The sequence below is a fragment of the Rhizobium sp. AB2/73 genome (genome assembly GCF_020871915.1).
GTDB classification, from domain to species: Bacteria; Pseudomonadota; Alphaproteobacteria; order Rhizobiales; family Rhizobiaceae; genus Rhizobium; species Rhizobium dioscoreae.
The window spans coordinates 1,193,177-1,205,903 of sequence record NZ_CP067072.1; the positions used below are offsets into that span (position 1 = coordinate 1,193,177).

12 protein-coding genes are annotated in these 12,727 nt (G+C 60.2%); 3 read left to right on the forward strand and 9 right to left on the reverse strand.

The window, feature by feature from the left end; translation table 11 throughout:
• Positions 1 to 10: 10 nt before the first annotated feature.
• The gene (locus I8E17_RS25220) at positions 11 to 2,173 is read right to left on the reverse strand and encodes a GumC family protein (protein WP_113366198.1); all 2,163 of its coding nucleotides are present in this window, start codon (positions 2,171 to 2,173) and stop codon (positions 11 to 13) included.
• A gap of 243 nt (positions 2,174 to 2,416) precedes the next feature.
• Here I8E17_RS25220 and I8E17_RS25225 point away from each other — a divergent pair, with 243 nt between their 5' ends.
• Both I8E17_RS25225 and I8E17_RS25230 read left to right on the forward strand, forming a co-directional pair.
• On the forward strand, positions 2,417 to 3,829 hold the full coding sequence (locus I8E17_RS25225) for a lipopolysaccharide biosynthesis protein (protein ID WP_069610075.1): 1,413 nt from the start codon (positions 2,417 to 2,419) through the stop codon (positions 3,827 to 3,829).
• Entirely contained in the window at positions 3,826 to 4,968 is a 1,143-nt protein-coding gene (locus tag I8E17_RS25230) for a glycosyltransferase family 4 protein (protein WP_069610076.1), read from the forward strand. The genes I8E17_RS25225 and I8E17_RS25230 overlap by 4 nt, the downstream gene beginning before the upstream one ends.
• Here the strand turns inward: I8E17_RS25230 and I8E17_RS25235 are convergent.
• The gene (locus I8E17_RS25235; protein WP_069610077.1) at positions 4,921 to 6,387 is read right to left on the reverse strand and encodes a hypothetical protein; all 1,467 of its coding nucleotides are present in this window, start codon (positions 6,385 to 6,387) and stop codon (positions 4,921 to 4,923) included. The genes I8E17_RS25230 and I8E17_RS25235 overlap by 48 nt on opposite strands.
• Before the next feature lie 523 nt (positions 6,388 to 6,910).
• Here I8E17_RS25235 and I8E17_RS25240 point away from each other — a divergent pair.
• A complete protein-coding gene (locus I8E17_RS25240) occupies positions 6,911 to 7,252 on the forward strand; it encodes a hypothetical protein (RefSeq protein ID WP_113366199.1) in 342 nt (113 codons plus the stop codon).
• An 83-nt stretch (positions 7,253 to 7,335) separates the two neighbouring features.
• Here the strand turns inward: I8E17_RS25240 and I8E17_RS25245 are convergent, their stop codons facing one another.
• From I8E17_RS25245 to I8E17_RS25275, 7 genes are all read right to left on the reverse strand, one after another.
• Entirely contained in the window at positions 7,336 to 8,172 is an 837-nt protein-coding gene (locus I8E17_RS25245; protein ID WP_069610079.1) for a bifunctional allantoicase/(S)-ureidoglycine aminohydrolase, read from the reverse strand.
• 89 nt (positions 8,173 to 8,261) lie between these two features.
• Positions 8,262 to 8,927, reverse strand: coding sequence for an ankyrin repeat domain-containing protein (locus I8E17_RS25250; protein ID WP_229002160.1), 666 nt, complete (start codon positions 8,925 to 8,927; stop codon positions 8,262 to 8,264).
• 148 nt (positions 8,928 to 9,075) lie between these two features.
• Positions 9,076 to 10,527 (reverse strand): HAMP domain-containing sensor histidine kinase, encoded by a 1,452-nt coding sequence (locus I8E17_RS25255; protein ID WP_069610080.1) that lies wholly within the window; start codon positions 10,525 to 10,527, stop codon positions 9,076 to 9,078.
• A complete protein-coding gene (locus tag I8E17_RS25260; protein WP_069610081.1) occupies positions 10,524 to 11,198 on the reverse strand; it encodes a response regulator transcription factor in 675 nt (224 codons plus the stop codon). The genes I8E17_RS25255 and I8E17_RS25260 overlap by 4 nt, the downstream gene beginning before the upstream one ends.
• A gap of 177 nt (positions 11,199 to 11,375) precedes the next feature.
• Complete coding sequence (locus tag I8E17_RS25265; protein WP_069610082.1) at positions 11,376 to 11,720, reverse strand: type II toxin-antitoxin system RelE/ParE family toxin; 345 nt, start codon at positions 11,718 to 11,720, stop codon at positions 11,376 to 11,378.
• The gene (locus I8E17_RS25270) at positions 11,707 to 11,982 is read right to left on the reverse strand and encodes a type II toxin-antitoxin system ParD family antitoxin (RefSeq protein ID WP_069610083.1); all 276 of its coding nucleotides are present in this window, start codon (positions 11,980 to 11,982) and stop codon (positions 11,707 to 11,709) included. Before I8E17_RS25270 ends, I8E17_RS25265 begins: the two co-directional genes overlap by 14 nt.
• Positions 11,983 to 12,069: 87 nt before the next feature.
• Positions 12,070 to 12,726, reverse strand: a complete 657-nt coding sequence (locus I8E17_RS25275; RefSeq protein ID WP_069610444.1) for a class II aldolase/adducin family protein — start codon at positions 12,724 to 12,726, stop codon at positions 12,070 to 12,072.
• Position 12,727: the final 1 nt, after the last annotated feature.

Here is a 12,727-nt window from a genome sequence, read left to right on the forward strand (position 1 = left end):
CGTCCCTCGTTCATCCCCTTGCAGAGACTCGATCACCCTGCCCTCCATCATCAGTCGAGCGGATGGGTCGCACCATCCGGCTACGGCGCGTATCGATGTTCTCCGGCGCAATTGTCAGCGTGGCGCTGCGCCCAATCTGATCGGCGTCGAGCCGTTGACGAAGCATATTGGCGATTTCCGCCGCTTCCTCGGCAGGGTTGAGCGCAAAAAGCATGAGATCCGCTTCAGCGAAAAGCGCTGGATCCCAATTGTCATCGACGATAGAAGGCCCCATCAGAAGCACGAAATCGAACGAGCCGGCAGTGGCCAATATATCGTCGAGGCCAAGGCGCGCCGACGGTTCCGAATTCTCGGCCACGGGCCTGTTGTACACGACGGTCCGCAGGCCGCTCGCCCCGCTGATGAAGACGCCGTTACCGCTGCGCGCCGGCGCTCCCAAGCCCGGCAGGTCTTCGAACTCGACTACGAGCACATTCTGTTCGGCCTGTTGGAGGCCAAGGCCGACCATAGCGCCCGCAAGTCTCGCCGCCAGCGGCGTGTGCAGCGAGGAGACCAGCAGTACATAGGGCTTCGGATGCTCCCTCAGATGCAGAATGATGCGCCGCATGAGCTGCAGCACATCGCGCGAAAAAGCTTCATTTCCGGCCTGGAAAAAGCGTCTTCGCATCGCGCGGATGCTGAGATAGGCACCGACGCCGGCAACGCCCGGAAGCCGATATTCACCAAGATGGACCGGCGCCGGTTCCGTCTTTGCGATTTCCGGCGAAGGGCCTTTGTGGGGCTCGACGTCAAGGAGGCTACGTCTGATGGGGCTTGCGGGATCCTGTTCCGGCTGATGTTTGGGTCCGCGCACCAGGGCAAGACCGCAGCCGATGATAAGACCGAGCGCTGTGCTGACTGGCAAAAGCAGCAGCGGCTTCGGCCAGGTCGGCTGCACCGGCGGAGCGGCGGCGCTGATCACCCGCGCCTCCTGCAGCTGCAGGCCCTGCATTTGCGATGTCTCCTCGGCGCGCTTCAGGAAATCGTCGAGGACCGTACGTGCCGCCTTCGTCTTCGCCTCCAGCTGCCGCAACTGCACCTGCGCAGCATTCGAACTGTCCAGCTTCTGGCGGAGATCATCGAGCTTTGCCTGGAGTGCCGCGACGTTCTGCCCAGCGAGATCGGACTTTGCCTTCAATTCCCGCGTGATACGCTGCGCCTCGACGGCCATAAGACCCTGCATCCTGTCCAACTCGGATCGCAATCTTTTAACGATCGGATGACGCGGCTGATACATGGCCTCGTAATTGGCGAGATCGGCGGCCCGTTGATTGTAGTTCTCGCGGAGTTTGACCGTGGCTTCGGAGGAAAGGATTTCCGAAAGCTTGGCAAGTCCAGCCGGCGAGGTGCCTGCGGCGACTGCCTGAGCATATTTATCCTTGGCCTGATCGGCCTCACTTCGCGCGCCGATCAGCTGATCCGTAAGCTTGTCTATCTGAGATTGAAGCGTGCCACCCGCAGAAGCATCGAGGATCTGATGCGAGACCTTGAAATCTCCGACCTCCTGCTCCGCATCGCTGACATTCTTCTGAAGATTGCCGATCCGGCTCGCAAGCAGGGAATTCACATCACTGTTTGCAGTCTCCCGCTCGCCCGACAGACCGGCCCTATAACGATTGACGATGGCGTTGGCGATCCGCGCCGCCTTGTCGGAATAACGGGATGCGAAACTGACATCGATGACATAGGTAAGCCCGGCACGCTCTACGGTGACGGCACGTTGGAAATTCTTGAAGATCGAATCCTTCGTGGGATGTGAAGCCAGACCAATACGCGACAGGAGGCCGCCTGCCGAAAATTCAGGGTCGTTCTCGATGTTCTCGCTCTCAAAGACCTTCATCAGAAGGTCACGCGATTCAATGACGAATACCTGGCTTGCGATAGCCGCGCTATCGCTGCCGATGCCGGGCAGAACATTGTTGAGGTTTGTCGCGCGTGGATCACGCGGATCGATCATAACGGAAGCTGTCGCGGTATAGCTCGGCTTTGCCACGGCAAGGTAAGCCAACGTCAGTAGAAGCACGGCAACGGTACACGTCAACACGGTCAGCCAGCGCTGCCAAAGGGTGGTCCACACGGCACCGACATCGAACAGCGGCGGAAGCGAGCGCTCGTCAATGTTAAACGGCTTCATCCTGTTCCTCTCCGCGGGCCGCGGGTCTCCGGCTCATCGCACATCACTAAATTCAGTATTAGTGAATAATGTTAATCATCCGTTGAATTTACACCAGAGCGTGTGATCGACTTGAGAGATCGCAAGTAACCATGTTGCGACTTCATTCTGGCGCAAGCATCAGTACTTACGATATTAGAGATACATTCTATTTCAGGCATTGCAGACCATTCGGTCGACAGCAATCAACACAGGATCAGGGCGTTGGGTGAGAAAGCTGGCAGCAGCGATACGATATCGGCCGAAACGCCGCCGCCTGCGAGCAACCTGCGCTTGTCGATCGGCGCGCTTGCCAGGAGCGGCGCCGTTGCCGGTGCCATCAAGCTCGCCAGTGCCGGCCTTTCCTTCCTGATGTTCGTCGCCGTCGCCATGACGACCGATGAGCGGCAGTTCGGTCTTTATAGCGCCGCCTATGCCGGAGCGAGCCTGGTCTCCTTCTTCGCCATCGTCGGCCAGCAAAGCGCAGTGCTCAGGTTCTGGCCGCAATATGCCGGCAACAACGATCTGAATTCGGCAAACGGCATGATGGCCCGTTCCATCCTTGTCGCACTGATGGGGCTCGCGAGCTTCAGCCTGCTCATCCTCGTCATCGGCTTTTTGCCATTCGCCGGCAGACAGACGCCCGAATGGCTGGCGATCTGCGTGGCGACCATGGTGTTGGCCTTCGCGCTCGGCTGGTCGGAATTCGTCGCCTGCGCCCTTCGCGCCAAGAATGCGCTCATCTTCGCGCTGCTGCCACGCGATGTCATTTGGCGGGCCGTGGCAATCCCCGTCTTCGTGCTTGCCCATTTCATGCAAATGAGGATGAGCGCGGTTACCGCAACCTACCTGACAGCCGGGTTGCTGCTCCTCATGATCGCGCCGCAAACATTCGTGCTTTTTCGCGATACGATGCGCGCGCAGCGCGGCCCGCTTACGACAGAACAGAAGGATGAATTCAAGACGGTAACGTTCGGACTCTGGGGCGTCACGGCGCTGCCGCCGGCGCTCAGCCAGGCGAGCACCTTGCTTGTCGCGGCCATTCTAGGCCCGGAGGCCGCGGGCGCGATTTTCGTCGCGGATCGGACAATGCGGCTGGTCGTCCTCGCGCTCAACGGCATCAACCAGGCGCTGGCGCCGCAGATCTCGGCCGCCTTCTACACTGGGGACCGGGCACATGTGCAGCGTATCACCAGCCTCGCAGCTCTGGGTGGCTTCATCATCGCCTTGTGCGTACTGGTATCCTTCCTGGTCTTCGGCGAGCTGATCCTGTCGATCTTCAATCACGCCTATGCCACGCCGACAATGCAGGTGGCGCTGATCATCTTCGGCATCGGCGCGACCATCGGCACCGCCTGCGGGCCGACCGAAATCCTCATGCAATTGACGGGCCTCCAGCACGCGCTTTTCAAGCTGCTTGTTATCGTCAACACCTTCGGGCTCTGTGCAACGGCGGTGCTGACCTATTGGTTCGGCCCGATCGGCGCAGCGCTCGCCATCGCCGGTACGATCATCGTTTGGTGCGTGACCGCCGTGTTCATCGCGCGCCGCACTATCGGCATCAACCCGTCGATCCTCGGCTTCCTTGCCGGCGAAGACGCGCTTGCCGCCCGCTCCTTCCTGAAAGGCCGCTCATGAAAATCATTCAGGTCCAGACACAGGCGGAAGCCGGTGGCGCACAGCGGATTTCCGATATGGTCGGCGAGGGACTGCGCGCGCGTGGCCATGATGTGCGGACAGTCTTCATGTATAGGAAAACCGAAGTCTACGACGGCGATCCGCACGCTGATTTCATCCTCACCAAGCCGCCACATGGTCTTCCAGGCCAGATGCGGGCGGCGATTGGACTTGCCGTCTATTTGCGCAAAGCCCGGCCGGATGCGGTCATCACCTTCCAGCACTACGGCAATATTTTCGGCACCATCGGCGCGCGGTTCGCCGGTGCGGACCTGATCATCGCAAACCAGAGCGGCGCCCCGCAAACCCGAGGCGTCAGGGGGATCCTGACGCAGATCGACAAGCTGATGGGCACGCTCGGCGCCTATCATGCCAATGTCGTCAATTCGCGCTGGACGGAAGCGCAATTCGACACCTTTCCGAAAGCCTATCGGCGGCGGACATCACGCATTGACCACGGCGTTTCCGCACCTCCGGTCGCCTTCGACAAGGCGGCGGCGCGCGCGGCTTTCGGTCTTCCTCAAGAAGCCTGGCTCACCGTCTCTTCCGGCCGCATGGCACCATCGAAAAACCAGATCGCGCTCGTCGGTGCCCTCGCCCATCTGCCCGACATTCATATCGCTATCGCCGGCACCGGCCCCGAGCAGGATGCGATCCTCGCTTTTGCTAAGGACAATGGCGTCGCCGACAGGCTGCATCTCGTCGGCGAGGTGCCTCCCTCGCGTATCTTCGAATTCCTTGCGGCGGGAGACGCCTATGCTTTTTCGTCCTTGACGGAAACCTTTGGCCTTGCCGCCGTCGAGGCAGCCATTTCCGGGCTACCGGTGGTCACAAGCAAGCTCGATGTCCTGCGGGAAGTCCTGACGACAGATGAGGGCGAAGCCGCCGCACTCTTCGTCGAAGCCGATGCCAAGGGCATAGCCGATGGACTTGCTGAACTTATCGCCAGGCCCGAGCTTGCAGCTCGGCTTGCCGCTGCCGGACGGCAGCTGAAGGAACAATATTCGCCGGCGCGCATGTGCGGCGGCTACGAAGCCCTGCTTCTTTCCCGATCACTTCCGCACGGCTGCAATCCCGTCGACAACCTCCAGTCGGCCTGAACGATTGAGCGTATGGATTTTCGGATAGGGCCAATCACCATGCGCCGCGATCGGTCGGGGCGACGACAGTCGAACCGTCTTTTCATCCAGTTCCAGCAATTGTGAGATACCGAGCCCGCCGCCGTAGCCGATTGTTCCGTCCTGGACCGGCAGATAGATGCCACCCGGCTCGCGGACGAAGGCGCCGCCCGGGCGCGCCATGCGACGATCGATGAGAACCGGGTTCAACACATGCGGTGCCCAGGGGCCGGCAAGCCGGGGTGCATGGAAGACCACGAGCGTATCTGAGGTGCTGCCATAACCATCGCGCTCAGTCGCGAACAGCCAGAGCCGTCCACCATGCTCGAGCAGCGTTGCATCGGAAATCTCGCCTTCGATGAGCACGGCTTCGGGAGCCCAGCGATCCGGAAATTGGATGGAACGATAGAGGACAAGCTTTCCGCCCGAACTTGCTTCAGGAAGCATCCAGATTGCGCCGTCGCGCTCGAAGACCTGCGGATAAGAGAGATGGTAAGGCTCTTCCAGCACGCATCGGGGCTCTCCGGGCTTCCCGGCAGCATCGAGCGGCACGACCGAGATGACTGCCTTGCCGGTCGCATGCGGATAATCCTCCACGAACAGGAAGGAACGATCCTGCCATTGAAACGGAAAGGGATCGGCATAGAAACGGTCTCCCGCGTCCGGCAGCACCGACCAGCCTTCGCCGAGTTCACAGGTGCTTGCCACACCCGGCCCGTCGGTAAAGCGATAGCCGACGCGCCAATGCGCATGACGAAAACGTGCGCGCCGTATCACCTCCCGACCCAGGCGTGGCAGGGCGCTGGCCGTATATGAAGATGCAAACTCCAGCATTCCAGCAGCAGGATTTTCAGGCGCTGTGGACACGGGTTCGTTCATAGCGAGGCGGTTTTCGGCAAGGGCACGAACGGTGGAAACGGCAAGCGTGATAGCACGCGCCAAGACATCTTCGACGCCAAGCGAGGCGGATTCCCGCTTGTCGATCATCGGCGAGGCTCGGCCTATCACCATCTTTCCATCCAGGACGGCTTCGATGGCGGGCAAGGCGCCGGCAGCGACGGATATCGGGACCGAAAGGTCCGACCGCGATCCGTCGAACCGCAACGTTATGGTCGGAATATTCGATGGCGCAGCATTGCCGGCAAGATCCAGCCGAAATGCAACAGGGCGGATGCGAATGCTCGTGGGAATTTCCGATAGAGGAGCGGCAAGCGCCGGATCGCGCCGGCGGAAGATTGTTCGCTCAAGAGCCAAAGCGACATTGACCGCTGCCGGCCACACTTCCGATCCGGCTGCGTGCGAGACGGCAATGTCGTGTCCGTCTGCCTGCAGGCGCCGGATCACGATCTCCTGCCAGCGGCGAGGCGCGGACTTCGGCACGATGATATCGATCGATGGCATGACGCTCCCATCCGCCGCAGCATCGGCGAAGCTTCCGAGGCCTGGGACTACATTTATTCGGGAAAGCTTACTTTCCCGTTATTCTGAGGTTGTCTTGGAGAATTGCACGTCAGTACCGGTCAAGAAGAATTTCCGTAAGTAAATTCGGGCGACCGCAGCACCCATGGTGGAACGTCGCGATCGCCTGTCGCCTAAAGCGCGTCGCGATCTTTCAGAGTCGTTTCCCGCGCTTTAGGTCTTTGATTTTGTGCGTGTCGTTGTTGCAAAACCGCTGCACACTTTTGCGCGACATGCTTCAGTTTCGCTTCCGCTCCGGCGCCAGCACGAAATGTGCTCGACCTGCCAGAACGCGCCCCGGAAACCCAGGTCTTTGGCGCGGGTGGGATCTTCGGTGAGCTTGAACTCGGCACCGCAGCCTGCGGAACGGGATATGCCGGTCTCTGATACAAGTGTCATGGCGAATGGTGCTGGGACACCCAGTCGACGCAGGTCGCGCACGGTTTTGGCGTTCGGCGCGTTGGCAATGCTTTGCCTGATCGCCGTCGTCACTGGCCTCGCTTTGTTTTCCTCTCGCCTTGGCAAGGTCCTGGAAGCGGGGCCATCGGTCATCGAAGTTCTGCCTGTTATCGATACTGTCGGCGATGCGCAGAGCGCCGCTTTGGCGCAGGGCATCACTGCGGAGATGATCAACGGCCTCGCCGCCATCAAAGGCGTCACCTTGCCGATCGAGAATTATTTCGGCTGCCAAGCCGCACAAAAACACGCGTGGGAAGATGGCGGCGGTTGGGATCGACAGGACTTTTTCTATACGATCTCGTCGCAATGTTCCTCGGCCGACGGCGATGCCGTGCGCCTCACGAACTGATGCGACGGCAAGCTGACGACCGGCCGTATCGATGACCCTAAGCCGGCGCCATGGGCGCCGAGCTTGTCGCAAAACCGCATGGCTTAACGGCGCGCGCCGAAGGGACGAAGCGTCATGTGGCGATTGACGTCCTTGTAGAGCAGATAGCGGAACGGACCTGGACCGCCGGCATAGCACGCCTGCGGGCAAAAGGCGCGCAACCACATGAAGTCACCGGCCTCGACTTCGACCCAATCCTGGTTCAAGCGATAGACGGCCTTGCCTTCCAGCACATAAAGGCCGTGCTCCATGACATGGGTTTCCGCGAAGGGAATGACAGCACCGGGTTGGAGAGTGACGATCGTCACGTGCATGTCATGCCGCAGGTCGGACGGATCGACGAAGCGGGTCGTTGCCCAGCGCCCCTCCGTGCCCGGCATGGCGGACGGCGTAATATCCTTCTCATTCAAGATGAGCGGTTCAGGATGAGCCAGTCCCTCGACGGCCTCATATGCCTTGCGCACCCAGTGGAAGCGGGCATGAGCGCTGGAGCGGTTGTGCAGCGACCATTTCAGGCCCGGTGGCAGGAAGGCATAGCCGCCCGGCTGGAGAACATGCTTGCCGGAGGGCAAGGTAAGTTCGATCTCGCCGTCGACAACGAATAACACGCCTTCGGCCTCGGCATCCTGCTCCGGCCGGTCGCTGCCGCCGCCCGGCGCCACTTCCATGACATACTGCGAAAAGGTCTCGGCAAAACCCGAAAGCGGCCTTGCGATCACCCAGCAGCGCGTATCGTTCCAGAAGGGCAAATAGCTGGTGACGATATCCTGCATTACTCCCTTGGGGATGACCGCATAGGCCTCCGTGAAAACGGCCCGCCCCGTCAGCAGATCGCTCTGCGGCGGATGGCCGCCAAGAGAGGAATAGTATTTTCTTGCCATTGTCTAAGCCCTTCATTCTCATCGTTTCGGGAGACTGAGGCATGTGCCTCCCCATGGTACTGCATAGTGCCGGAAGTCGGAGCGTCTCGTTACGTCGCCCCCGCCCCCTCCAATAATTTCACGATCCCATCATAACCGCGACTGCGGGCATGACGCAGCGGCCTCACGCCATCATTGTCGGCCAGATTGACGTTTGCGCCTGCATCTATCAACAGCCTGACGATCTCAACATGACGCGAACCGCCATTGCCGAGAATGATAGCCTCGATCAGGGCCGTCCACCCCAGCCGGTTGACGTGATCGACATTGACACCCGCCTTGATCAACGCGTCGACGGTTTCGATGAGACCGCGTTCGGAGGCGGGAATAAGCGCCGTGCCGCCATAGCGGTTGATGCTCTCGAGATCCGCCCCATGGGCGAGCGTCAGCTTGAGAATATCCAGATAGCCGCGAGCGCCGGCATACAGATAGGGACTGTCTTGAATATCGTCCTTGGCATTGACGTCGGCACCCGCCTCGATCAGCGCTCGCGCGGCGCCCACCCTGTTGCCGTGTGTCGCGACCAACAGCGGCGTTGCGCCCTTTGAATCCCGAGCCTCGATGGCGGCACCGCTATCGAGCAATTGTCGGATGGCCGCGATGTCACCGGTTGCGGCAGCCTTATGCAGTCGAAGATCCATCGTGTCGCCGAAGGCAAGAAAAGAGGTACAGACAGCCGTCAGGAAGAACAAAGCCGACAATAAAAGTTTCAACATGCCTTATCCCGGTGGTGCCTCTCCCCGAAACCTAGCAGGGAACCTGGCGTCGGAAAATCAAATATCCGAGCCCTGACCACTGAGAAAATAAAAACAGTTTCAGGATTTTGCGATGCAATAGCCGGCATCCGCGATTTAAGACCGGCATTTAGCGCTGTTGTCGCCAGCCCATGTCCGCCACCACGACCGACGGCGGTATGGAGCCGATCTGCAGCCGCACGCAAAAACCAAGGCCGGTGTCCAGAAACGAAACCCGTCCACCATGCAGTTCGGCGGCCTTTTTGACCAGATTCAACCCCAGCCCCGCGCCGGATGAACTGGCATTGATGCGGCGAAACGGCTCGAAGACGCGACCGCGCTCCGCCAGCGGTATGCCGGGACCTTCGTCGCAGACATCGATGGTGCCGCCGGCGCCGACGCGAACGACGATCGAGCCCTTCCCTCCGGCATGGTCGATCGCATTCCGGATCAGATTGACCACAGCCATTTCGATCGTCGAGGTCTGGATCACGAAGACGGCTTCCTCGGGGCTCGGCTCGAAGTCGAAATCATAGCCGGCGTCCATCGCAATTGGCGCAAGATCGGCGGCGATGGTTTCGACCAGCACATTCAGATCCTTCTTCTCTGCACGCAATTCGACCACGCCGATCGCCTGCATCTCCAGGAGTTGATGGGCGACGCGGGACAGCCGGTCGATATCGTCCCGAAGCTGGTGACTGATTTCGGCATCGGGCAGAAGGTCCGCCCGTGTCCGTGCAATCGCGATCGGCGTCCGCAGCTCATGGGCGGCATCGGCAAGAAAGCGATTGTGCCTGTTATACCCTTCATCCAGCTTCGAGAGGGCATGGTTGAACGCGTCGACCAGAGGGATGATCTCGGTCGGCACCTTCGAGCGCTCGAGGCGGGCCGAACGGCTGTCGAAGTCGATCGCCTGCGCCTGCGTTGCCGTCTCCACCAGCCCGCTCAACGACCGGCCGACGGCACGTGGCGTGACGAGTAGCGTCGCGACGCCCGTTAACGCCAGTATGGGAACGACGCCGATCAAGGTGACGAATGCAAGCGCCGGCAATACTTTGAGCCATTCGATTTCGCCATGGGGTCCCCTGGCCATCTCGACGCGCATGTTGATCCATACATTCAAGCCGTCATTGTCAAAGCCGCGTTCGGCAGCCGCCATGATCTGCAGCTGGCCGATGGACGTCTCCCGGTTTTCGACCGTGGCATGCACCCCGTTGGCTGCCTCTATCCTCACCCGCTCGATCGTCCATGGAAAGCTCTCGTTGAGAGCCGCGGCCGGCATCTCTCCATATTGGAAGAGTACTCCCTTATGGTCGCGGATCATGAACCAGAGGTCCGGATAGCGCTGCTTCAGCTCTGTCACCTCCTGCGTCTCGGCCACCTGCAACTGCCCGTCATCATCCCTTGTAATCTGCTGGGCGACAACGCGAACGGCCTCTTCATTGGCATCTTCCAGCTCCGGATTGATGATCCAGAGCCAGGCGACGAGAAGGACGAAGAAAAGAACAAGAAGAAAGGCCTGCAGGGCGATCAGGCGTTTTATCAGTCCCCAGCGTAGCGATCGGCTGCGTTCCGGGTTCATGCCTTCGCCCGGATCAGATAGCCGATGTTCCGCACCGCTCTTATCTCGACCATGGCTTCGGCCAGAAGCAGCTTCTTTCGAATGCGTGAGATATGCGCATCCAGAGCGTTCGATCCGATTTCGTCCTCGAGGGCATAAACCGCTTCGATCAGGTTCGGTCTCGTCACGATGCGGTTCGGACGGCGCATCAGCGTCTCCAGCACCAGATATTCGCGTCGCGGGAACTCGACGAGCGCGCTGCCGACGAATATCTCATTGGTTCTCGGATCGACGCTCAGATTGCCAAAAGTCAGATATCTGGCGGAAACCGTTGGCCCTCGTCTCTGGAGAGCTCTCAAGCGCGCCAGCAACTCCTCGATCGCGAAAGGCTTTGCAAGATAGTCGTCGGCACCGCAGTCGAGTCCGTCGACGCGGTGATCGACGCTGCCGAGCGCCGTCAGCACGAGGATCGGGACGGGATGCTTGCGCTGACGCAGCGCCGCCACGAGATCCAGTCCTTCGCCGTCAGGCAGGCGACGATCCAGCACGAGGACGTCATATGTTCCAACGCGGGCCATGGCATCGGCATCCGCAATCGTGCGGACATGGTCGGCGAGCACATCGCGACGCCGCAACGCTTCAAGCAGCGCGCGGGCCATTTCGGGCTCATCCTCAAGCAGCAGAATTCGCAATGACTTTTCCCCAAAGGACGGCGATTGCCATCCTTCGCTCCCACTGACAGCCAAAGATTGCGGCTACATTACACGCAGATTGCCGAAGTGGCATCAGGATGGAGCCAATGGCTCGCAACCAATAAGAAATGACCCTGCTCGAAGCCGGAAACCCCATTCGAGCAGACAATTGAAGCATTATCGCTGCAGCATGCGCGCCAGCATCCGCCTGATATGATCCTGACCGCCAAAGAAAATCGCCGCAACGACGATCGTTTTGCGTTCCTCGATCGGCAGAAACCAGACGGCTGCCTTGTCGCGCCGCAGGAAACGGATGCCAGGATAGATATCCGGCCGCAATGTTCCGATATATGGGGTCTCGACCAACCGATCGATTCCCCGACGGAGTTCGCGAATACGGCTGGCCGCGCGCCGTAGAGCTTCGCCAGACGAGTCTCCAAGATCGAGATAGGCCGCAAACAGATGATCGAAGGTCAGTTCGAAATCGAGATCGGCATCCCTGGAATATTCAAGGCTCCACACGAAGAGCTCGCCGTTTGCGTTCGATCATGCTCTCGACCCGCTCTTCCATGTCCTGAGCCGGAATCTTCGGTCCGTCGACGCGGCGCTGAATGAGCCTGCGCAGCCCTTCCGTCTCGGCCGTTTCCGCTTCCGTTTTCTGTCGCAGCAGCTCCAGGCCCTGCTGGAGAACTGAACTCAGGCTGGAATAGCGGCCCGTCTCGACAAGCGAGCGAGCAAATGCATCCTGCTGATCGGTCAACGATATCGACGACTTGACGCTCACGGGGCAATCTCCTTCAGACGCCTAAGGTGCTACTCAGTCGCACACATGTCAAGACTTCGCGGAAAGACGATTGAAGGCGGCGAGGGATTATTGCCGTCGCTTTGCCACATCGTTGACCCCATCCAGATCCGGCGCCTGTCCATAGCTCATGTTCTTCATCTGCTGGATGACGCGCGCCATTTCCTCGTCGTCAAGAATGGGCGGCTCCCCAAGGGTCAGCGCCTGCACATAAAGGCGGGAGAGGGTTTCGACCTCGATGGCAAGCGCAAGGGCGGCGGCCGGCGTCTTCCCGAGCGAGATCTGCCCGTGCTGACCGAGCAGGCAGGCCAGCCTATCCTGCAGCGCTTCGATCGCAGCATCCGAAAGCGCCTGGGTGCCGAAAGTAGCGTAGCGGGCGCAACGGATCGTCGTGCCGCCCGCGACACCGGTCATATAGTGAAAGCTCGGAATGGTCTTGTGGTGTACGGCGAGCGTGGTCGCATAAACCGAGTGGCAATGGAGCACGCAATCAATATCCTCGCGGGATGCGAGGATATCGCGATGGAATCGCCACTCCGACGATGGCCGGCGCTCGCCCTCGTAGCTGCCATCGAAATACATCTGCACCAGGTCTTTTGGCTGCATCATGTCATAAGGCAGAGAGGTTGGCGTGACCAGAAATCCCTTGGGATTCCGCACCGACACGTTGCCGGCCGTTCCCTGGTTGATGCCGGATGCGTTCATCCGGCGGCAGATCGCCACCATG

Bases quoted from the DNA above. Each gene is read 5' to 3' on its own strand.
- I8E17_RS25220 (WP_113366198.1), bottom strand. From the start codon at position 2,173: ATGAAGCCGTTTAACATTGACGAGCGCTCGCTTCCGCCGCTGTTCGAT.
- I8E17_RS25230 (WP_069610076.1), top strand. From the start codon at position 3,826: ATGAAAATCATTCAGGTCCAGACACAGGCGGAAGCCGGTGGCGCACAG.
- I8E17_RS25235 (WP_069610077.1), bottom strand. From the start codon at position 6,387: ATGCCATCGATCGATATCATCGTGCCGAAGTCCGCGCCTCGCCGCTGG.
- I8E17_RS25240 (WP_113366199.1), top strand. From the start codon at position 6,911: ATGCTTTGCCTGATCGCCGTCGTCACTGGCCTCGCTTTGTTTTCCTCT.
- I8E17_RS25245 (WP_069610079.1), bottom strand. From the start codon at position 8,172: ATGGCAAGAAAATACTATTCCTCTCTTGGCGGCCATCCGCCGCAGAGC.
- I8E17_RS25250 (WP_229002160.1), bottom strand. From the start codon at position 8,927: ATGTTGAAACTTTTATTGTCGGCTTTGTTCTTCCTGACGGCTGTCTGT.
- I8E17_RS25255 (WP_069610080.1), bottom strand. From the start codon at position 10,527: ATGAACCCGGAACGCAGCCGATCGCTACGCTGGGGACTGATAAAACGC.
- I8E17_RS25275 (WP_069610444.1), bottom strand. From the start codon at position 12,726: ATGGTGGCGATCTGCCGCCGGATGAACGCATCCGGCATCAACCAGGGA.